Origin of the sequence: Jiangella rhizosphaerae (assembly GCF_003579925.1) — a bacterium.
Classification (GTDB): Bacteria; Actinomycetota; Actinomycetes; order Jiangellales; family Jiangellaceae; genus Jiangella; species Jiangella rhizosphaerae.
Genome location: NZ_QUAL01000175.1, coordinates 1 through 21,205, shown reverse-complemented (window position 1 = coordinate 21,205; position 21,205 = coordinate 1). Strand labels below are relative to the sequence as shown.

Annotated in this window: 14 protein-coding genes; 4 read left to right on the top strand and 10 right to left on the bottom strand. The window is 73.7% G+C overall.

Annotated features, from left to right (window positions below; translation table 11 throughout):
• Nucleotides 1–63: 63 nt before the first annotated feature.
• Nucleotides 64–1,119, bottom strand: a complete 1,056-nt coding sequence (locus tag DY240_RS18745; protein WP_119661364.1) for an extracellular solute-binding protein — start codon at nt 1,117–1,119, stop codon at nt 64–66.
• Nucleotides 1,120–1,191: 72 nt separating this feature from the next.
• Nucleotides 1,192–2,358 (bottom strand): ROK family protein, encoded by a 1,167-nt coding sequence (locus tag DY240_RS18740; RefSeq protein ID WP_119661363.1) that lies wholly within the window; start codon nt 2,356–2,358, stop codon nt 1,192–1,194.
• 473 nt (nt 2,359–2,831) lie between these two features.
• On the opposite strand from DY240_RS18740, the gene DY240_RS18735 reads away from it, so the two are divergent.
• Nucleotides 2,832–5,555 carry a sugar-binding protein gene (locus DY240_RS18735; RefSeq protein WP_119661362.1) on the top strand — a complete coding sequence of 908 codons (2,724 nt, stop codon included), beginning with the start codon at nt 2,832–2,834 and terminating at the stop codon, nt 5,553–5,555.
• A gap of 143 nt (nt 5,556–5,698) precedes the next feature.
• On the opposite strand, the gene DY240_RS18730 is transcribed toward DY240_RS18735, so the two are convergent.
• Together DY240_RS18730 and DY240_RS18725 are read right to left on the bottom strand one after the other, a co-directional pair.
• Nucleotides 5,699–6,904 (bottom strand): integrase core domain-containing protein, encoded by a 1,206-nt coding sequence (locus DY240_RS18730; RefSeq protein ID WP_158602905.1) that lies wholly within the window; start codon nt 6,902–6,904, stop codon nt 5,699–5,701.
• A 142-nt stretch (nt 6,905–7,046) separates the two neighbouring features.
• A complete protein-coding gene (locus DY240_RS18725; protein ID WP_119661360.1) occupies nt 7,047–8,246 on the bottom strand; it encodes a glycerophosphodiester phosphodiesterase in 1,200 nt (399 codons plus the stop codon).
• Nucleotides 8,247–8,561: 315 nt separating this feature from the next.
• Here DY240_RS18725 and DY240_RS18720 point away from each other — a divergent pair, with 315 nt between their 5' ends.
• Nucleotides 8,562–8,741: a hypothetical protein gene (locus tag DY240_RS18720; protein ID WP_119661359.1), complete on the top strand. Its 180-nt coding sequence runs from the start codon at nt 8,562–8,564 to the stop codon at nt 8,739–8,741.
• 15 nt (nt 8,742–8,756) lie between these two features.
• Here the strand turns inward: DY240_RS18720 and DY240_RS18715 are convergent, their stop codons facing one another.
• The 6 genes from DY240_RS18715 to DY240_RS18690 all read right to left on the bottom strand — a co-directional run bounded on the left by DY240_RS18715 (nt 8,757) and on the right by DY240_RS18690 (nt 14,819).
• Nucleotides 8,757–10,001, bottom strand: a complete 1,245-nt coding sequence (locus tag DY240_RS18715) for a low temperature requirement protein A (protein WP_119661358.1) — start codon at nt 9,999–10,001, stop codon at nt 8,757–8,759.
• 47 nt (nt 10,002–10,048) lie between these two features.
• Nucleotides 10,049–11,203 (bottom strand): hypothetical protein, encoded by a 1,155-nt coding sequence (locus DY240_RS18710; RefSeq protein WP_119661357.1) that lies wholly within the window; start codon nt 11,201–11,203, stop codon nt 10,049–10,051.
• Between the two features lies 1 nt (nt 11,204).
• Nucleotides 11,205–11,522: a PepSY domain-containing protein gene (locus DY240_RS18705; protein WP_119661356.1), complete on the bottom strand. Its 318-nt coding sequence runs from the start codon at nt 11,520–11,522 to the stop codon at nt 11,205–11,207.
• 134 nt (nt 11,523–11,656) lie between these two features.
• Nucleotides 11,657–13,024, bottom strand: coding sequence for a sensor histidine kinase (locus DY240_RS18700; RefSeq protein WP_199701750.1), 1,368 nt, complete (start codon nt 13,022–13,024; stop codon nt 11,657–11,659).
• Between the two features lie 654 nt (nt 13,025–13,678).
• Complete coding sequence (locus DY240_RS18695) at nt 13,679–14,386, bottom strand: response regulator transcription factor (RefSeq protein WP_119661354.1); 708 nt, start codon at nt 14,384–14,386, stop codon at nt 13,679–13,681.
• Between the two features lie 4 nt (nt 14,387–14,390).
• Nucleotides 14,391–14,819, bottom strand: a complete 429-nt coding sequence (locus DY240_RS18690; RefSeq protein WP_199701749.1) for a hypothetical protein — start codon at nt 14,817–14,819, stop codon at nt 14,391–14,393.
• 176 nt (nt 14,820–14,995) lie between these two features.
• Here DY240_RS18690 and DY240_RS18685 point away from each other — a divergent pair, with 176 nt between their 5' ends.
• Together DY240_RS18685 and DY240_RS18680 are read left to right on the top strand one after the other, a co-directional pair.
• A complete protein-coding gene (locus DY240_RS18685; RefSeq protein WP_147375393.1) occupies nt 14,996–16,126 on the top strand; it encodes a HupE/UreJ family protein in 1,131 nt (376 codons plus the stop codon).
• A 20-nt stretch (nt 16,127–16,146) separates the two neighbouring features.
• Nucleotides 16,147–20,922 (top strand): outer membrane protein assembly factor BamB family protein, encoded by a 4,776-nt coding sequence (locus DY240_RS18680; protein WP_158602904.1) that lies wholly within the window; start codon nt 16,147–16,149, stop codon nt 20,920–20,922.
• The last annotated feature ends 283 nt before the right edge of the window (nt 20,923–21,205 follow it).

The following is a 21,205-nucleotide window of genomic DNA, read 5'->3' as shown; positions in this document are numbered from 1 at the left end:
TTTCGCGTCAGCGTGACCGGCGAGCCCGCCGTGACGGCCCGCCCGCCGGTCCGCCGGGCCGGATCAGCCCTTGTTCTTGATGTTCTCGTTCCAGTAGTTGATCCAGTCCGTCTCGTTCTGGCCGATCGTGGCCCAGTCGACGTCCATCGGCTGCAGGTCGAGGTTCGCCAGCCACTCCGGCTGCTCGGAGATCTCGACGGTCGGGATCTGGTAGTAGTCGGCGGCGAGCTCGGCGCGCAGGCCGTCGTCGAACAGGAACTCCAGGAACTGCGTGGCGGCCTCGCTGTCGCCGCCGGCCACCGCCGCGACGCCGTCCACCAGCACCGGCGCGCCGGACGCGGGCATGACGTAGCCGAAGGGCATATTCTGCTGCTCGGCCTGGATGAGGATGTCCTGCAGGTTCCAGGCGCTGAGGATGCCCTGCTCACGCGACATCTTCAGGTAGAGGTCGGCCGGGTTGGCCGCGTACTCGGCGGTGTTGGCGTCCAGCTGCTTCAGCCACTCGTAGCCCGGCTGCGGGTCCTGGCCGTCCGGGGACTCCTTGAGGATCATCGCGGCGTAGATCGAACGCATGGTGCCCGACGCGGCCACGTCGCGGATGATGATCTGGTCCTTCCACTTCGGGTCGATCAGGTCGTCCCAGTCCTGCGGGGCCTCGTCCTCGGAGAGGGCCGCGTTGTTGTACATGATCACCTCGGGCAGCAGGATCTCGCCGAACCAGCGGCCCTCGGGGTCCTTGTGCTCGTCGGCGATGTCGGCGGCGAACGCCGGCTCGATCGGCTCGAGCAGGTCCTCCGCGGCCGCGGCGTCCAGACCCTGCTGGGTGCCGCCCCACCAGACGTCGGCCTGCGGGTTGGAGGCCTCGGCCCGGACCCGTTCGAGCACCTCCTGGGCGCCGAGGTTCAGCACCTCGACGTTGCCCGCGTACTCCGGGTACTCCTCCTCGAACCGCTCGATCACGAAGTCGGTGATGTTGGAGTCGCGGGCGCTGTAGATGGTGAGGCTGCGCGACTCCGAGCCGCCGTCCTCGGACGTGGTGTCGCTGTCGTCGCCGCCGCAGGCGGTGAGGACCATGCCGAGCGCGACGGTCGCGCCGAGCACGATGAAGGGGCGTCGCATGGGTGACCTCCAGTGAGTGGGTGATGACGTGCGAAGCAGGGGGGTGCGCGCTGAGCCGAGCCGCGCGGTGAGTCAGGTGGCGGGCACCGCCATGAGTCCGGCCGCGGTGAGCGCGGAGCTGATGGCGCCGTGCAGGACGGCGCGCTCGCCCAGCGCGCCCCGGCGGATCTCGACCGGCGCCGGGACGTCGGCGTCGACCAGGTCCTGCAGCCGGGCCAGCGCGGCGTCGTCGAGCTCGGCGGCCGCCCCGCTGAGCAGCACCCGTCCGGGGTCGACGACACACGCGCAGGAGATGATCAGCCGCGACCACGCCACCAGCACCTCGTCGAGGTAGGCGCGGGCAGCCTGCGCGGCGGGCCCGTCGCCGGCGGCGGCCGTGACGAGAGCGGTGACCGGGCTGGCGCCGTCCCGGTCGATGCCGGCGTCGTCGAGGTGACGGGCGACGGCGCTCTCGGACCACCGCGCCTCGAAGGCGCCGACGCCGTCGCGGGTGTGCGCGTCCCGGTCCAGCGTCATGAAGCCGACCTCGCCGGCCGCGCTCGAGGCGCCCCGCCGGACCCGGCCGTCGAGCATGAGCCCGGCGCCCACGCCGTCGGTGACGTGCAGCAGCATCAGGTCGCGGACGTCGCTACCGGCGCCGGCGGCGTGCTCGCCGGCCACCATGAGGTTGACGTCGTTGTCGACGACGACGGACACCCCGAGGCGTTCGCGGATGCCCTCGCCGATCGACCGGGTCTCGACGACGCCGACCGACGGCGCCAGCCGGACCTCGCCGTCGGCGGTGACGCCGGGTACCGCGACCGCGACGCCGCGCAGCTCCGGCCGGCCCGCTCCGGCCAGCCGCGGCACCACGTCGCAGATGGTGGCGACGATGTCCGGGCCGAGCGGCACGTCGTCGTGGGCGATGACGGTGCCGTCGCTGTCGGCGATCTCGCACCGGGCCTGGTGAGGCTGCAGCGCCACCGCGGCGACCAGTTCGGCCCGCGGGTTGAACTCCAGCCTCTCCCGGGGGCGGCCGGCCCGCGACGAGTCGGCGCCGCGTTCGATCAGATAGCCTTCGGCGATCAGCTCGCGGACGAGCGGTGTGAGGGTCGCAGGACTCAGCCCGGTCAGTTCGGTGAGTTGTGATCGCGACAGCAGCCGGGCCTGACGGGCCGCGGAGATCACCGCGGACCGCTTGATCTCCCGGGAACGCTCCCGTCGCACGGGGCTCGCGGGGACCTCGGATTGCGCCTTCACGGTTATTTTCTACGGCGAAGGAAGTACGGCGGTCAAGACACGGTTCGGACACGGTGGATCTCGGCCCGTTATTTTTCGTTCCCCGAAGGAAAAAGCTCGCGAACTCTTGCCAACGGCCCGGAGACGTCCCTATGGTCGCCACCTAGGAAGGCCGGGCAGACCGGCGACGAGAGGGGCCCGGAGGCCTCCTCGATGTCGTCGGTGCATGGCGCCGAGCCGGGTGACCGTATCCGCGGCCATGCCCGGCCCGACGACACACACGAGGTTGCCGAAGGCCTTCTGGGACGCTCGGCCGGCGTCCGCACCTGCACTGCTCCTGCTGAGAAGTCGGGTCATGCACAGAGCACGACCGCTCTCCACCGACGTCCGCATCGGACGCACGGCTCGGGGAGACCGTCGGCCTGCCGTCGCCGTCGTTGGTGCATGACCTCTTGGGGATCGCGCTGTCGTCGCGCGTCGTAGAGAGGGCTTTGATGGACGTGAACCTGAACCGCCGTAGTTTCCTGCGTGGGACCGGCGCCGTCACCGCGGCGGCCGTCGGCGCCGCCGCGGGACTGCGGCTGCTGACCCCCGCCGAGCGGGCGCTCGCCGCGCCCGGCGGCGCCGTGAAGCTGGACATCCTCTACATCGGTGCCCATCCCGACGACGAGGCCGGCACGCTGGGCGCGCTGGGTCAGTGGAACGAGTACCACGGCGTCCGCGCCGGCGTCATCACGATCACCCGCGGCGAGGGCGGCGGCAACGCCGTCGGCCTGGAGGAGGGCCCGCCGCTGGGCCTGCTGCGCGAGGCCGAGGAGCGCCGCGCCGTGGCCTACGCCGGCATCGAGCACATCTACAACCTCGACGGTCTGGACTTCTACTACACCGCCAGCGCTCCGCTGAGCGAGCAGATCTGGGGCCACGACAGCACCCTCGGCCGCATCGTCCGGGTCATCCGCGCGACCCGGCCGAGCGTCATCGTCACCATGAACCCGTCGGCCACCGACGGCAACCACGGCAACCACCAGCAGGCGGCCAAGCTGGCCGTCGAGGCCTACTACGCCGCCGCGGACCCCGAGCGGTTCCCCGAACACGCCGACGAGGGCTTCCAGCCGTGGCGGGTCGGCCGGATCCTGCAGAGCGGCGCCGTCGGCAGCGGCCCGCTCGGCCCGGACGGCCCCACCATCGGCTACACCCCGAGCGTCGCGACGGACGTGGTCTTCGGCACCTGGGACGGCACCGTGTCGGAGCGGCACGGCGGCGAGCGGTGGAGCGTCGTCAAGACGTGGGCGGCGCGCGAGTACATCACCCAGGGCTGGGGCACCCGCGCGTTCCCGCCGTCGGACCCGGCCCGCATCTCCAGCCAGTGGTTCACGCTGATCGACACCCGCACGCCGTACCCGGCGCCGACGTCCGGCGGGCTCGCCGCCATCCAGGGCGCGGCCCTGCAGGCGCCCGGCGGGCTGCCGCTGGGCACGGAGTTCTACCTGGAGACGCCCGGGTTCCACGTGCTGCCCGGCTCGACCGTCGAGGTGGTGGCGCACGCTCGCGCCGCCGCGCGTCAGCCGGTGCCGAACGCGACCGTGACGGTCGAGGCCCCGGCCGGCTGGACGGTGAGCGGTGACGGCCGGCTCGGCACGCTGGCGCCGGGCCGCGCGGCGACCGCGACGTTCACCGTCACCGTCCCGGCCGACGCCGTCGCGGGCGAGCGGTTCAGCCTGCGCGGCACGCTGAGCACGCCGCGTCACGGCACCGGCACGGTCGGCGAGGTCGTCGAGATCGGCGCGCCGGTGCGCGGGACGCTGGAGCCGCTGCCGGAGATCGCGCAGTTCCGCGAGTGGACCGCGGCCAACCGCGTCGAGCACCTCGATAGCCTGATCCTGCCGCTCCTCGCGATCGGCAGCGGGCGCAGCCGCGACATCCGCGTCGACCTCGCCAACACCGGCGACGTCCCGCAGTCGGGCACCGTCACGCTGTCGGTGCCGGCGGGCTTCGGCGTGTCACCGGCGTCGCGGGAGTACCGCGACCTGGCGCCGGGCGCGACGGACGCCGTCACGTTCACCGTCACCAACACCGACCCGTCGCTGCCGACGTCGAACCGGGCGCCCGACGACGGCCGCTACCCGGTCGAGGTCGTCACCACCTACGACGGCGGCTCCGCCACCCAGGACGCCGCGTTCCTGCTGGTCCCGTCGCTGGAGCTGGTGAAGGCGGCGACGCCGCCGCGGGTCGCCGGCGACGTCGACGAGAGCGAGTTCCCCGGCGAGGTCATCGACATCTCGACCCGCTGGGAGGGTGAGCAGGCGCCGGCGTCGGACATCTCCGGCCACGCCAAGATCACCTACACCGACGACGCCTTCTACGTCTACGTGAACATCACCGACGACCTGCTGGGCTTCGTGCTGCCGCCGGAGGACACCAAGCGCCAGCGGCGCACCGACTCGGTCGAGATCAACATCGACCCGCGAGGCACGTCGGCCAACACGTCGACGGTGTTCATCGCGGGCATCTTCCCGGTCACCGACGACCCCGCGAACGGCAACCCGCCGAGCTTCCACCGCGACCGCGACAATCGGCAGGGCCCGGGACCGGAGACGGCACCGGGCATGCAGGTCGCGTCGCGCGTCGGTGACCCCTACACCGGCTACACGGTGGTGGCGAAGATCCCGTTCGACGTGCTGCCCGACACGCTGGACCCGCAGCACGTCGGCTTCAACATCCTGATCAACGACTCCGACACGCAGGACAAGAGCAGCCAGACCCGCATCGGCTGGTCGACCTGGCAGGGCGTGCGCGCCGACCCGTACCGCTGGGCCGTCGTCACGCTGCCGGAGCTGGCGGCGAAGCCGTCCGCGCCGAAGGAGCCGGTCCTGCCCGACACCGCCGCGAAGAGCGTCGACTCCCCGCAGAGCATCCTGCAGTCGGCCGGCGACAACGTGCCGCTGGGCGGCTGGCGGTCGCTCGGCGACGGGTCGGTCGAGGTGCTGTCCGCGTCGGCGGCGGCCGGAGGGGTCGCGGCGCGGCTGCGGGTGCGGCGGGCCGGCACGGCGCGGATCTTCGTCTGGGACGGCGCGGCGGTGCTGGGCCGGCTCGACCGGGACCTCGCGGCCGGCCGGCACACCGTGACGGTGCCTCTGTCGGGTACGTCCGACGGCGCCTGGCTGCTGGTCTCGCTGGAGAACGGCGACGCCAACGACGCCGCGGCCTACCGCCTCTGACCACTCCCATGATCATCAACGGTTGGCGACACCATGACGTCTGTGCGTTCCGGAGACATCGGTGACAAAGCGTTCGGGGACATGGGCGACAGTTCGGTTGGTTGGCTTCCCGTCTTTGCAGTGTGCGCCTTGGCTCGGCGGTGTCAAGGTCGTTCGTCCTCGCTGCGCTGCGGGCGCTGCACCTTGACGCCTTCTCGCCGCGGCGCTCGGGGCGGTGACGGGGCGCCGCCGGGGACGATGAAGGTGGTGATCTCGGCGGCGCCGTAGTAGACGTGCAGGCGGGCGCCGTGGTGGATCAGCCCGACCTGGACGCCGGCGAAGCGGCTGCTCAGCTGGTAGGACCGGTTGCGGTAGCTGAACGCGCCGCCGTGGTCGGTGTGGCGCAGCACGGCGTCGGCGGGGAACGCCTCGGCGGGGTCGAGTTCGACACGGGGCAGCAGCACCGGGGTGCCGCGCCGGTAGACGCGCGCGGGCACGTCCCCGTCGAGTTCGTCGTGCGGGCGGGCGTGGTTGTACTCGTCGCGGTGCCGGTCCAGCAGGGCCTGCAGCGCCGCCACGGTGGCCGCGGCGGGTTCGTCTTCCAGCCAGTCCTGGACGGTGCCGTGGGAACGTTCGGCCTTGCCCTGGGTCTGCGGGTGCCAGGCCCGGCCGTGGCTCAGCCCGATCCCGGCCGCGCGCGCCTGGCGTTCGAACTTCACCGTGGCGTCCCTCGTGCGGCCGGTGAAGGCCATGTCGTTGTCGGTCAGGATCCGCGCCGGCAGCCCGACCGCGGCGACGGTGTCGACCAGCAGCTGCCAGGCCAGCTCGGTACTCACCGTCTCCATCGCCCGGGACGCGATCAGATACCGGGAGTGGTCGTCGAGGATGTCCAGCACCCACGCCAGGGGGCCGCCGTCGAGGGCATAGGCCCAGGCATCGACCTGCCACAGCAGGTTCGGCGCCCGGGCCCGGAACCGCCGCCACACCTGGCCCGCGCTCGGCGCGGCGACCCGGGCGCCGAGCGCCTCACCGTGGCGGATGAGCACCTGGTGGATGGTCGAGGCCGCCGGCAAAGAACACCCGTCCAGCCGGTCCGGTTCGGCCCGCAACAACCAGCGGATCTTCCGCGCACCCCACCGCGGGTGCTCCTTCCGCACCCGGATGATCTCGTCCTCGACCCACTGCGGCAGCATCGACGGCGAGGACAACGGGCGCCGCGAGTGCGGCACCAGCCCGGCCACGCCCGCGTCCCGGTAGCGCGACACATACCGCTGCATCGTCTGACGACACACCCCCAGGCAGGCCGCCGCCTCGGCACACGTCAGCTCCCGCCGGAGCACCAGATCGGCCAGGTTCGCTCGAACGTCCACGACGTCCCACATCCCCACAGGTCCCATCCCCCCAGCATCGGACCATGATCAGGAAATGTCGCCCATGTCCCCGAACGCCCAGTCGCACAAGTCCTCGGAACGCACAGACACCATGACGTCGCCAACCGTTGATGATCACCGCTCAGGGGACGAGGCGCGCGGTGGAGGCGTGGACGGCGCCGTCGCCGGCGAACGTCACCTCGGCGCCCAGCCAGTGACCGGGCGGCGGTGCGACGCAGCCGCCGCGGCCCGTGGTGACCTCGGCCGACTTCGTCCCGCGCTCGAACCGCAGCGGCTTGCCCGGGAAGCCGAACCCGTTGTCGGCGTTGACCAGGCAGACCTCATCGATGCGGCCGTGCTCGCCGCGGCCGACCTCGATCGCGGAGGCGACGGTCTCCCCCGCGGCGGCCACGACGAGCTCGGGCTGGTTCGTCTGCACGCCGTCCGCGCCCATGGCCCGGGCCTGCAGGAACTGCGCGACCTCCTGCTCCGGGCCGGCGTCGTAGGCGTGCGGCATGACGATCGCGCAGGCGTCGTGCGCCGCCGCGATCGACTCCGGCGTGTACTCGTCCAGTCGTGAGCCGAACACCTTGAAGATCCCGGCGATCTCGTAGATGAGGAAGTTCGGCTCCCACCGGTCGCGGTTGTAGATCAGCCGGGCCGCCGGCTCGGCGACGAAGATGCGCGGGTCGCCGGAGTTGAAGATCGACTCCTCGACCAGCCCGTACTCGCCGACCAGCTCGGCCAGCTCGCCCTCCTCGGTGACCGACCCCTTGATGTCCAGCTCCAGACCCTTGCCGGCGCGCTGCGCGAGCTGGAGGACCTCCTCGAGCGAGGCCACCTGCGCCGGATCGTAGGCGCTGCCCTTCCACGGCGCGTAGTCGGCCGCGTTCAGCGCGCGGACCTCGTCGAACGTGAGGTCCGCGATGTTGCCGGTCCCGTCGGTGGTGCGGTCGACGGTGGAGTCGTGCAGCGCCACGAACCGGCCGTCCTTCGTCTGCTGGACGTCGACCTCGACCAGGTCCACGCCGTAGGCGAAGGCGTACGCGTAGGAGTCCAGCGTGTTCTCCGGCGCCAGCGTCAGCGCGCCGCGGTGCGCGGAGATGACGGCGTCGGGCGAGCCCTGGTCCGGCGTGCCTGCGTCGGACCAACGGTCCGGGTCGGGCAGCTGGTCGCAGGCGGGCGGGTCGGTCAGCGGCCGGAGCTCGGCGAGCGCCTGCCTGTACTGCTCGATCCGTGGGTCGTCCTCGCCCTCGGCGCCGGCCTGCGTCGCCGCCAGCCCGGTGAGCAGCGCGATCGCGCCGGCGGCCGACACCGTCCGGCGCAGGGTCCTCACGGCCATGTCCGATCCTCTCGACGAGCGTGCGGGGCTGGTCGAATATTCGCGCCGCGGTCCGACCGCCCGGTGAACCGCGGACGACGGCGACACGGCGCCCGCGCGACGTTTCGATGCCGGCCGCGCCGCCCGAGCCCGACCTGGAGGAGCACGACATGCCGCGCAGACCCGTCCCCGAGTGGCCGGCGCCCTCGCCGCGACCGCCGTCCTGGCGACCGGCCTCTCCCTGCCCGCCGCCGGCGGGCCCGACGAGCTGACCGGTCGGCCATCGGAGAGCGGACCTGGACGGAGTTCGTCCGCACGCACGCCGACATCCGCTTCGTGTTCTCGGGCCACGACACGTGTGCCGGCCGGCAGGTCGCCGAGGGCGACCACGGCAACTCCGTCTACGCCTTCCTGGCCGGCTACCCGACGTACAGCATCCCGAACGTGACGGCGAACAGCTACCTGCGCGTCACGCGGTTCGACCCGGTGACCGGCGTGGACCTCGGCCGGTCCTGACCCGGTCCGCGGCGCTCAGGGGGCGTCCACGACCTCGCCGGTCGCGGGCGCCTCGCCGTCGTCGCCGGCCGGCTCGCGGGCGGTGCGGCGGTGCTCCACGACGGCCAGCGCGCCGAGCACCACGACCACGAAGGCCGCCGTCACCAGGCCGCTCTGCCCGGCCATGACGGGGACCGCGGCGAGCAGGACGAGGACGGCGGCGATCGCCGGCCAGCCGACCGGGTGCTTGACCCGCACGCCGCAGGCCGCCAGGCCGAGGAGGAAGAGGGCCGGTCCGCCGAGGACGGCCAGCGCCCCGACGGTCTCCATGTCGTAGTCGGGGTGCGCGACCACGAGCTCGTCGCCGACCGCCATCAGGACGATGCCGGCGACGATCGGCACGTGCAGGTAGGTGTAGATGTCGCGGCCGAGCGCTCCGACGTCCTCGCTGGTGCTGTTGCCGATGCGCCGGGCGATCACCGGCGACGCGCCGGAGAAGTACAGCCACCACAGCGCCACCGAGCCGAGGAAGGACAGGCCGAGCGCGAGGCCGGTCTCGGCGTTCATCTCCCCGTTCGACGCCGTCACGCCGGTCAGCACGATGCTCTCGCCCAGGGCGATGATCACGAACAGCCGGAACCGCTCGGCGAAGTGGTGCCCGTCGATCGACCACTGGCTCATCGGCGTCGTGCCGGCGCCGGGGAGCCAGTAGCGGGCCAGCGGGCCCGCGAGGTCGAGCGCCAGCGCGGCCAGCCAGAGCGGCCAGCGGGCGTCGTCGGCCACGCCGCCGGCCACCCAGAGCGGCGCGGACAGGACGGACCAGGCGAGGATCTGGCGGAAGTTCTGGTGGAACAGCCCGGGCGGCGTCGCGAGGACGACGAACAGGTTGCGGCCGATCTGCAGGCCGGAGTACGTGCAGGCGAACAGCAGCGCGAGGTCGCCGAAGCCCTCCGGGATGGCCACCGCCATGAGCAGGCTGGCCAGCATGACGAACGTCAGCACCAGCCGCACCGGCACCGTCTCGGGGTCGAACCAGTTCGCCATCCAGGTCGTGTAGTTCCACGCCCAGTAGACCGCCACCAGCATGAACGCGGTTTCGGCCGCGCCGGCCCAGGTCAGGTGCGTGTCGAGCAGGTGGTGCGAGAGCTGGGTGACGGCGAAGACGTAGACGAGGTCGAAGAACAGCTCGAAGAACGTCGCCCGCTGCTCGCGGCCGGACCGCCGCATGATGCGGATCTGCGGGATGAGCGCGTCCTGGCCGTCTCGGGTCGCGTCGGACATGAGGCGGAGCGTAGTACCGCCGGTCCCGCGCGGCGACGGGCGTTCGCTCAGCGCGTCAGCGCGCCGCGGTCGCGGAGCACGGCGACGAGCGCTGCGTCGGACCGCTGACCGGGCAGGTCTGCGGCCGCGGTGTCGATCGCCAGCTGGCGGGCGACGACGTCGAGCCGCGCGGCGTCGACCTCGGCCGGCGGCCGGTAGGCCAGGGTGAGGTCCAGGACGGCGGTCGTGGTGTCGACGGCGGCCTGCCGCACGCCGGCCGTGTCGCCGGAGCCCGCCGCGTCCGACAGCCGGTCGAGGGCGTCCTCCAGCGCGGCGGCGAGGGCGGCCGGCGCGGTCTCGTCGGGCCGGTCCCGCCAGGCGGCCGTCATCGCGTCGACGTGGCCGCGGACGGCGACGCCGCCGGCGCCCGCATCGTCGAAGACCCGCGCGGCACCGTCGGCGAGCTGCGTCAGCACGGCCGGGACGGGGCCCGCGACGGCGTCGGTGGGGACCGCCAGCGCGACCTGGACCAGCTCGTCGGCGGCCTCGGCGCGGAACTCGCCGTACCCGGGTGCGAAGACCTTGTGCTCGACGGTGCCCTCCATCAGCCGCTCCTCGGTCGCGATCGCGCCGTGCACCGGGCCGCGCGGCCCGTCGGCCGTGACGTCGTCGTCCTGGACCGTCACCTCCTCGAAGACGAGGTCCGGGATGTTCTCGGGCCGGTACACGTCGCCCTGGCGCGGGTCCGCCGGCATGATCAGCCCGCCCGGCCCGTCGCGGCCGGCCAGCCAGCTGCCGTCGTGGTCGACGACGACGCCGTCCTCGTAGTTGTCGACGTCCTCGCCGAGGTACCAGACGCCGCCGTCGTCGTCCTGCGCGTAGTAGTCGTAGGCGACCTCGACGATGCGCCCGGCCCGGTACGCGACGTACTGCGACACGACGGCCTCGATCCGCCGGCCGGCCCAGGTGATCGTCCGCGTCCGCGGGAGCGTGGTGACCTCGACGCGGAGCGGCTCGCCCTCCTCCTGGCCCAGCTGGATCGTCTGGGAGCCCGGCGCCAGCGGGAACAGCGGGTTCGTCACGGTCGCCGGATCGGAGAACGACGGCGTCCCGGTGTCGACCCGGCGGGTGGCGGCGTCGCCGGAATCGTGGCTCGCGCCGCAGCCGGCCAGCGCGACGCCGGCGAGGAGGGCGGCGACCATCGTCGCGGCCGGGCGGGGCATCTCAGTCCTCGCCGCCGCCGTCGTCGTCGGACTCGTCGCCGACCACGGTGAAGTCCTCGTCCAGCTGGACGTCGACCTGCGTGCCGTCGTCGAGCGTGACCTCGACCTCGTAGTAGCTCTCCTCGTCGCCGGCCTCGGTGCCGGTGACGGTGCCGCCGCCGGTGTGCTCGAGGGCGGCCGCACTCGCCCGCTCCAGGGCGTCGCCGGTGATGGGCTGTTCACTGTCGTGGTCCGCGGCCGCCGCGCCCATGACGGCGACCGCCCCGGTTGCCGCCACCGCCGCCGCGCCGATGCCGATCCATGCCTTCGGGTGCCTCATCGTCGCGCTCCCTTCCCTCGTGGTTCCGGCGATGGCACGAGCGTGCGCCCGCGGTGCTGAACCGGCGCTGAACGGCGTAGGGCCGCTGTCCGGGATGGGTGAGCGTTCGGTGTTGCTCTGGCGACACCGAACGCTCACCCATCCGGTGACCGACCGGGCAGCCGGACGACGATCCGGGCGCCGCCGCCGGCGGCCGCCTCCACCGACACGTCGCCGCCGTGGGCACGGACCAGCTCGTCGACGATGGCCAGGCCCAGGCCCGCGCCGCCGGCGTCGCGGTCGCGGGCCTCGTCGAGGCGGACGAAGCGGCGGAGGACGCGCTCGCGGTCGGCGGGCGCGATGCCGGGGCCGTCGTCCTCGACGGCCAGCACGGCGACGCCGTCGCGCTCCGCGACGGACAGCGTGACGACCCCGGCCGCGTGCCGGGCGGCGTTGTCGCCGAGGTTGCGCAGCACGCGGCGCAGCGCGGCCGCGTCGCCGGTGACCCGCGTGGCGGCGACGCCGGTCGTGTCGACCTCGACGCCGCCGGCCGCCCGCAGCCGGGACGCCTCCTCCAGCACGAGGTCGTCGAGGTCGACGGGGTGCGCGGCGAGCCGCAGCCGGCGCTCGTCGGCACGGGCGAGCACCAGGAGGTCCTCGACCAGGCGCTGCACCCGCATGTCCTCGGCGAGGACGGTGCCGGCGAGGTCGGGCACGGTGGTGCGATCGGGGTGGGCGAGCGCGACCTCGGCGTGCTGCCGGATCGACGCGACCGGCGAGCGCAGTTCGTGCGAGGCGTCGGAGACGAACTCGCGCTGCCGCGTCTGGGCCTCCTCCAGGCGGTCCAGCATGCGGTTCATGGTGCGGGCCAGCCGGGCGATCTCATCGTCGCCGCGGCCGGCGGGCACCCGGCGATGCAGCTCGGCGGCGGAGATCGCGTCGACCTCCGCCCGGACCGCCTCGACCGGCGCGAGCGCCCGGCCCGCCGTCCACCACGTCGTGACCGCCACGACGGCGAGCAGCACCGGCAGGCCGATGCCGAGCAGGCGGGTCACCACCGCGGTCGCCTCCGCGACGTCGGCGGACTGTCCGGCCACGACGGTGCGGTCACCGGCGCGCACCGCGACGACGAGCATGTCCTCACCCGCGACATCGACCCGCGCGGTGCCGCCGGGACGCACGTCGACGGCCGCGGCCCCCGCGACGTTCGCCGTCGCCGCGACGACGGTGCCGTCGGCGTCGACCACCTGCACGAACCCGTCGTCGTCGGCGCTCGGCCGCGGCCGCGGCTGCCCGGCGTCGACCGACTCCGCCCGCGCCTGCGCCGCGTCGGCCACCTGCTCGAGCAGCGTCGACCGCATGACGGCCACCAGCGCGACCCCGCCGATCAACAGCGCCAGCCCGACGACGACCACCGCCCCGATCGTCGTGCGCCACCGCACCGAGCCCGCCCGGCCGCGCTCGGCCGGGTGGCGCTCTGCCGGGCTGCGCTCGGCCGGGCGGTGCTCAACCTCGCCGGGCACGACCCCGCCGCGTTCGCCCCGGCCGTGGTCATGCCCCGCCCCGATGGGGTGGGACCCCACCCTACGGGCGGGCACCGACAGGTCCTCTCCGCGAGCCGCCGACCGAGCCAACCCGGCTGCGCCCGACCCCACCGCGCCCGACCCCACCGCGCCCAACCCGGCCGCACTCAGCCCAACCGCGGGCGCATCCGTCGCGCTGCGGCCGCCCGCGATCGACCCGGCCGGGCTCGACCCGGCCGTGGTCATGCCCCGCCCCGATGGGGTGGGACCCCACCCTACGGGCGGGCACCGACAAGCCCTCTCGACCAGCCGCCAACGGCGACCAACCGCCCGCCCTCAACCGGGCCGCGCCCAACCCGGCCGCGCCCAACCCGGCCGCACTCCCCTCGATCGCGCTGCAGCCGTCCGCGCCCAACCCGCCCGCGCCCAACCCGCCCGCGCCCAACCCGGCCGCGCCCAACCCGGCCGCACTCACCTCGATCGCGCTGCAGCCGCCCGCGCCCAACCCGCCCGCGCCCAACCCGGCCGCGCCCAACCCGGCCGCACTCACCTCGATCGCGCTGCAGCCGCCCGCGCCCAACCCGCCCGCGCCCAACCCGGCCGGGCTCGACCCGGCCGCGGTCATGCCCCGCCCCGATGGGGTGGGACCCCACCCTACGGGCGGGCACCGACAGGCCCTCTCGACGAACCGCCATCGGCGGCCAGCCGGTAGCCCGCGCCGCGCACCGTCTCGATGCTCGACCGCCCGAACGGGCGGTCGAGCTTCGTGCGCAGATGGCCGACGTAGACCTCGACGATGTTGGGGTCGCCGTCGAACGCCTCGTCCCAGACGTGCCGCAGGATCTCCGACTTCGACAGCACGTCGCCGCGGCGGCGCAGCAGGAACTCCAGCACGGAGAACTCGCGCGCGGTCAGCTCCACCTCCTGGTCGCCGCGCCATGCTCGCCGGGAGCCCGGGTCGGCCCGTAGGTCGCCTGCCTCCAGCACGACGGGGCGGGCACCCGGGTCGCGTCGGAGCAGCGCCCGCAGCCGCGCGACCAGCACGTGGTGCGAGAACGGCTTGGTGAGGTAGTCGTCGGCGCCGGTCTCGAGGGCCTCGACCTCGTCCCACTCGCCGTCCTTGGCGGTGAGCACCAGGATCGGCGTCCACACGCCGCGCTCGCGCAGCCGCGCGCACACCTGGTAGCCGTTCAGCCCGGGCAGCAGCAGGTCGAGCACGATCGCGTCGTACGCGTGCTCGCCGGCGGCCCAGAGCCCGTCGGTGCCGGAGTGGACGACGTCGACGGCGAAGCCCTCGGCCTCGAGGCCGGCCCTGATCCCGTCGGCCAGCCGCCGCTCGTCCTCGACCACCAGGATGCGCATGGCGTCACCTCCGGTCCCGACCCTGCGGCGCGGCACCTGAATCCCGGCTGAACGCGCCGACGACGGCGCCGAAGGCGAGGTGGTCGAGCCACTGCGGCCCGCGCGGGAGCGCCCGGATCGCCGGGTAGCGGCGGCCCACCAGCTCCAGGTCGAGCACCGCGATCGCGGCCCCCGCCAGGAGACCGCCCGCCACGCCCAGCGGCCGCCGCCGCGCGACCGCGAGCAGCAGCGCCGTCCAGCCGGCGCTCACCGCGACATGGGCGACCACGCCGCCGGCCACCGACGGACGCGACCGCCGGCCCGGCAGCAGCGTGCCGGCCGCGCGGGTGGACGCCAGCGGGTCCCCGCCGACGACCACCGTGCACAGCGTCGACGGCAGCCCGCTCAGCGCGGCGGCGACCGCCGCGACCCGGGCCAGCCGGCGCAGTTCCACAACCCCCAGTCTCGTCCTTCCTGCGACCCCGTCGCACCCCCGTTGCCGGGCAGGCGACGCCGCGCCGTAGCCGGTGCGAACCCTGGGCGAACAACCGGCGACGAGCATTGCCGCCGGGAACTCCGGCGCACCAGGGTGATCCCGGCGAATGCCGGAACCGGGGCGGAAAGGTGCGCATGTCGACGAGTCGGGTGGTCCGCGCGGCCGTGGCCGGGCTCGTGGCCGTCCTCGTGCTGCTCACGGCCGCCGCGCCCGGCCTGGCGCACGTGCGCACCAGCGACGGCTGGTCGCGGCTGCGGTCCGACGGCGACCGCGTCGGTTACGAGCTCGGCCTCGAGTACGAGATCCTGGCCCGCGCCATCGGCATGGGCATGGCGGCGATCGAGGCGCCCGACGACGGCGCCCGCCGGGCCGAGCTCGAGGAGCACCACGACCTCATCGAGACCTACCTGACCGACCGCGTCCGCGTCTTCGTCGACGAGGTCGAGTGCACGATGACGCTGGACGGGTCCGACGTCCGGCAGCTGCCGGCCACCGACGCGACGGCCGAGGACGTCCCCTATGCCGTGCTGGACCTGAGCTACGACTGTCACGGCGCGACGTCCGGGCGGTACCTCGTCGACTACTCGGTGTTCTCCGGGGCCGGCTCGGACGCCGTCGTCGACGACCACACCACCACCGTCGACTACGACCTCGGCGGCGAGCGCGGCCGCATCGTCCTGGACGGCGGCCATCCGCGGTTCAGCACCGGCGAGCAGTCGCTCGGCGACTCCGCGCTGCGCTCCGCCGGGCTCGGCGCCGGCCGCGTCCTCACCGGCCTCGACCACGCCCTGTTCGTGGCCGCGCTGGCCGTCGGCGCGGCCGGTCTCGGGCGGCTGGCCCGCGCGGTCGGCGCGTTCGCCGTCACCAACAGCGCCGGTCTGCTGGCCGCCGTCGCCGGCTGGGTGAGCCCGCCCGACCAGGTGCTCGGACCGCTGGTCGCGCTGTCGGTCGTCTACGTCGCCGCGACGAACGTCGTCGGACCGGAGTCGCGCTGGCGGCTGCCGGTGGTCGCCGCCGCCGGCCTGCTGCACGGGCTGGCCTTCGCCGGCGAGCTGCGCTTCGCCGACGACCTCGGCTGGGACCTGGTGACGTCGTACGCCGGCTTCAACCTCGGCATCGAGGTCGGTGCGGCCGCCCTGGCCGCCGGCCTGTTCGCGCTGGTCACCGTCGCCCGGCGCTACGCGTGGTTCTCGCTGGCCCACGTCGTCGCGGCCGCCGCGACCGTCGTGACGGGGCTGGCCTGGTTCGTCCATCGGCTGCTGTGACCCCAGTGAATGGAGACGAAGTGACAACGCTCAATGTCCTGGCCCGCTGGCGCGCTCGGTCGCCCGATGCGCCCACGGTCGCACGCCTCTCCCCGGAGGCGCTCGGCCGCTACCGCCGCGCCGTCTACGCGGCAGTGGCGCTGCTCACCGGGCTGGCCCTGATCGGCCCGGTCGCGACCGTGGTCGCCGAGACCATCGCCGCGTCGGCCGCGCCGGTCAGCGGCGTCGTGTTCGAGGACGCCAACGGCAACGGGCGGCAGGACGCCGGCGAGCCCGGAGTCGCCGGCGTGAGCGTGTCCGACGGCGTCGCGCTGGTCGAGACCGACGCCGAGGGCCGCTACCGGCTGGAGATGGACACCGAGCGGCGCCTCAGCGACATGGTGTTCATCACCCAGCCGTCCGGCTACATGGTGGGCACCGACCAGTTCATGACGCCGCGGTTCTACCAGAACTTCGGGCAGGTCCCGGCCGGTGAGACGCGGACGGCGGACTTCGCGCTGACCCGCGACCCGGGCAGCGACAGCTCGACGTTCTCCTTCGCCAACATCGCCGACCCGCACGTCAACCCGCAGCTGCCGGAGCAGATCCACGAGATCAACTCCACCTCGAACGACATCCCGTTCATCGCCGTCAGCGGCGACCTCACGAACAACGCGACCGACGCGGAGTTCACGAACTACAAGAACGCGACCGCCGGCTCCGAGGTCCCCGTCTGGCCCGCGGTGGGCAACCATGAGTACTTCTCCGGCGGCGGCACCGGCTACGCCGCGCGCATCGACAACTACCGCCGGCACGTCGGCCCCGAGTGGTACTCGTTCGACTACGGCAACCGGCACTTCCTCGTGCTGGAGAACAACGGCCAGGCGCCGTTCGACGAGCAGCTCAGCTGGATCCGCCGCGACCTGGAGGCCAACGTCGGCGACAAGGAGCTGGTCGTCCTGGCGCACCAGCCGATGAACGTGCCGTTCGGCTCGCCGTCGCAGTACGACCAGTACGGCGACCTGTTCGACCGGTACGGCGCCGAGCTCATGCTGGTCGGCCACGAGCACTCCAACGACGTCGAGCCCAACAGCGAGTTCGCGCCGTCGGCCAAGCACATCCAGACGGTGTCCAGCTCGTACACCATCGACAACGCACCGCGCGGCTTCCGGTTCATCCACATGCGCGGCGACCACTTCGAGAACCCGTTCCGCATGTACGGCGTGGACCAGGCGCTGACGATCACGAGCCCGGCGCCGGGCAGCGAGGTGGGCGCCGACGGCCACCGCACCGGCTTCCCGGACATCCAGGTCAACGCCTACGACACCGCCGACGAGGTGGTCCGGGTCCGGTACCGCATCGACGACGGCTCGTGGCGCAGCCTCAAGCCGTCGGGCGAGCTGACCTGGCACGCGGAGTTCGTCGGACGCGCCCCCGGGCCCGGTGCGCACACCATCGAGGTCGAGGCGGTCAGCGAGGGCGGCGAGCGCTGGACGGAGTCGGCGGACTTCACCATGACGACCGAGCCGCTGGTCGCCCCCGTGGCCGGCGCCGACTGGACCCAGCACCACGGCGACTCCGCGCACTCCGGCGTCGCCGCCGACGTCGTCGACCCCGGGCTGGAGCTGGCGTGGAGCTACCGCACGCCGGGCACCTTCCTCACCGGCTCGCCGGTGATCGCCGACGGCGTCGTGTACGCCGGCACGCGCGACGAGAACGGCGACGGCAACGCCGCGCTGCACGCCGTCGACCTCGCGACCGGCGAGCAGCTGTGGGAGTTCCCCGTCCCGTCGTCGGTCGTCGGCACCCCGGCGGTCCTCGGCGACACGGTCTTCGTCGGCACGCTGCGCGCCCAGCTGTTCGCCGTCGACCGCGCCACCGGCGAGCTGGTCTGGCAGCGCGACACCGAGGAGGCGCCGGACCCGAACAACCAGCGCGCCTACGGCTACTACTCCCCCGCCGTCGCCAACGGCAAGGTGTACTGGGCGTACCAGACCCGGTTCGGCCCGGCCAGCCAGGGCCTGCTGGTCGCGCTCGACCCGGAGGACGGCAGCCAGCTCTGGGCGTCGCCCATGGCCGGCGCGACGATGAGCGACGGCACGCCGGCGATCGCGGGCGGGCAGGTCTTCGTCGGCAGCCAGACCGCCGATCAGGTGCTCGCCTACGACGCCGCCACCGGAGCCCGTCAGTGGCAGTCGTCGGCCGTGCTCGGCGGCTGGCAGGACGGCATCCCCGCCGCCGGCGGCGGCCGGGTCTTCATCGGCTCGAACAACGGCATCATCGCCCGCGACGCCGCCACCGGCCGTGACCTGTGGACCTACCGCAGCCCGCACGCGTCGCGGGTGTCCAGCGGGGCCACGCCGTCGGCGCCGGTGGTCGCCGGCGAGGTCGTCTACATGGGCTTCCCGAGCGGCGCGGTGACGGCGCTCAACGCGCGCACCGGCGCGGTGCTGTGGGACCGGCTGCTGCCCGGCGGCACCTACACCGGCGGCGTGCTGTCCTCGCCCGTGCTCAGCGGCGAGACGCTGTTCGTCGGCGCCAACAACGGCTTCCTCTACGCGCTGGACAGCGTGACCGGGCAGCCGCTGTGGCAGTACGAGATCGGCACCTGGGTCGGCTCCGGCCCCGCGGTCAGCGGCAACACCGTCGTCGCCGGCGCGTGGGACGGCAACCTCTACGCCTTCACCCCCGGCGGCGAGGCGGCGGCGCGCTGGGCGCGGGTCACCGGCGTCGTGACGGACTCGGCGACCGGCGCGCCGGTGGCCGACGCCCGGGTCGTCGCGACCGCCGGGGGCACGTCGCTGACCACGACCACCGACTCGCACGGCCGGTACACGCTCGGTCTCGCCCCCGGCGACTACACGCTGTCGACGGCGAAGCGGGCGTTCCTGCCCACCGACGGGTCGACGGCGTCCGTCACGGTCGGCACCACCGGGACGCAGACGGCGAACCTGGAGCTGGTCGAGGTGACCGGCCCGACGGCCGGCGCGTCGACCGTCCTGCCCGACTACGGCTCGGGCAGCCCGCGCACCGACGCCGTGGCCGGCGAGACGTACCACTTCACGATGAACGAGCGGGTCCAGGCGACCATCTCGTCCCGGGCCGCGGCGAACAACCTGCCGGGCACGCTGGCGCCGGGGAGCCTCGGCGACATCTTCCTGCTCGACGGGACCGCGCAGGAGACGCTGGACTGGAGCGAGCTGATGCTGTCGCGGACGGCCGGCGGCCCGGGCACGCCGGACTGGAACCGCCCGAACGACTGGCTCGACCTCACCGACATCGGCACCGAGGGCTCCTCCGTCGTCGCCTCCGGGTCGGCTCGCGTCGACGGCAACCTCAAGACGACGCTGCGCTACCGCGCGCTGGGCGACGCTCCGGTCGTCAAGATCAGCCTGGAGATCGAGAACACCGGCACGACGGACTTCGACGGGTACTTCCAGTACCTGCTCGACCCCGACAGCGCCCAGGACGTCGCGTACGTGCCGGGCGTCGGCCGCAACGACCCCGGCTACGTCCGGTCCGGCTGGACCGACAACTTCGTGTACGTCGGCTCCACGACGGTCCGGCCCGTCCCGGCGCACGGCCTGGCCTGGCTGGAGGACGAGCCGTACGCGATCAGCGGCTTCGGCTACGTCACCGGCACCTGGTTCGACGCCGGCGTCGACGCCGGCGACACCCGGACCATCAGCTGGTACCACATCACCGACTACCCGGGCGCCGGCCACGTCTCCTCCAACATCGCGCAGTGGGCCGACCGGCTCGACCTGCTCGACGACGAGGTGGCCGACCGGTCCCGCGTCGGCGGCACGGTGACGCAGTCCGACACCGGCGCGCCTGCCGCGGGCGTGCTGGTGGAGGCGCTCGACGCGGCCGGCTCCGTGGTGGGGTCGGCGCGGACGGCGGCGGACGGCCGCTACCTGATGGCGCTCGACCCGGGCGAGTACACGCTGCGGGTGGCGACGCTGGGGTACGCGACGGCGTCCGTGCCGGCGTCGGTCACCGCCGGGTCGACCGCGACGGCGGACATCGCGCTGGCTCCGGTGTCGGTGCTGGCCAGCACCGGCCGGCAGCTCTCCGGCGGTACCGTCGAGGGCGGCCCGCAGGACGTCGTCATGGAGAACGACAAGCTCGCCATGGCGATCTCCAAGGTGTTCGACGACGGCCAGCTGCCGAACTCCACCGTCGGCAAGCCGATCGACCTCGCCGTCCGCGGCCGGGCCGACCAGCTGGACTGGCTGAACCTGCCGTACATCGTCGACGAGGAGCCGACCGGCACCGAGGCGTGGCAGCAGACGACGATCCGGAACAGCGGCGTCGAGATCGTCCAGGCGACCGGCGATGCCGCCGTCGTGCGCACCACCGGCACGTCGTCGGCGCACCCCGGCGTCACCGTCGAGACGACGTACACGATCCGGCCCGGTGAGGAGTGGGTCGGCGCCTCGACGGTGTTCCGGAACACCGGGCCGTCCGACCTGGACGTGTGGGTCGGCGACGCCATGGACTGGGACGGCGCCGGGCAGCGGATCGGCGTGCCCGGCCACGGCGTGATCACGACGCCGTACGAGAGCCCGGCGGCGTACGAGCCGGCCGGGCGGTGGATCGGGGCCGCCGGCACCGACCCGCAGACGTACGGCGTCATCTACGCGGGCGACGACGCGTTCACCGCGTACGGCAACGGCAACTGGGTGATGAGCCGGTTCCAGGTCGAGATCCCGGCCGGCGGGAGCTACACGCTCGACCGGCGGGTGGTCGCCGCCGCCAACGGTGGTGCGGCGAACCCGTTCGCGGTGCTCGACCAGCTGGCCGCCGCTCGCTGACGGCCCTCTCCCGTCCCCGTCGTCCGGCGCCTCGCCGGGCGGCGGGGACGTCCCTTTGATGAGAGAACCCGGGCCCGCGATGAGGTCTCGATGAGAACGCTCTCAACAACACCCTCCGCGCTGGAATCCGGCCGCTGGCCAGGACAGATTGAGTCCGGAAGTCCACTCACGCGAAGGAGTCCAGCCATGCGTTCCAGCAAGATCAGCCTCGCCGCGGCGCTCGCCGCGGCCGCCGGCCTCACCGGCGCCGGCGTCGCCCTCGCGGCGCCCGCGACGGCGGTGG

Bases quoted from the DNA above. Each gene is read 5' to 3' on its own strand.
- DY240_RS18745 (WP_119661364.1), bottom strand. From the start codon at position 1,119: ATGCGACGCCCCTTCATCGTGCTCGGCGCGACCGTCGCGCTCGGCATG.
- DY240_RS18735 (WP_119661362.1), top strand. From the start codon at position 2,832: ATGGACGTGAACCTGAACCGCCGTAGTTTCCTGCGTGGGACCGGCGCC.
- DY240_RS18725 (WP_119661360.1), bottom strand. From the start codon at position 8,246: ATGGCCGTGAGGACCCTGCGCCGGACGGTGTCGGCCGCCGGCGCGATC.
- DY240_RS18715 (WP_119661358.1), bottom strand. From the start codon at position 10,001: ATGTCCGACGCGACCCGAGACGGCCAGGACGCGCTCATCCCGCAGATC.
- DY240_RS18710 (WP_119661357.1), bottom strand. From the start codon at position 11,203: ATGCCCCGCCCGGCCGCGACGATGGTCGCCGCCCTCCTCGCCGGCGTC.
- DY240_RS18705 (WP_119661356.1), bottom strand. From the start codon at position 11,522: ATGAGGCACCCGAAGGCATGGATCGGCATCGGCGCGGCGGCGGTGGCG.
- DY240_RS18695 (WP_119661354.1), bottom strand. From the start codon at position 14,386: ATGCGCATCCTGGTGGTCGAGGACGAGCGGCGGCTGGCCGACGGGATC.
- DY240_RS18685 (WP_147375393.1), top strand. From the start codon at position 14,996: ATGTCGACGAGTCGGGTGGTCCGCGCGGCCGTGGCCGGGCTCGTGGCC.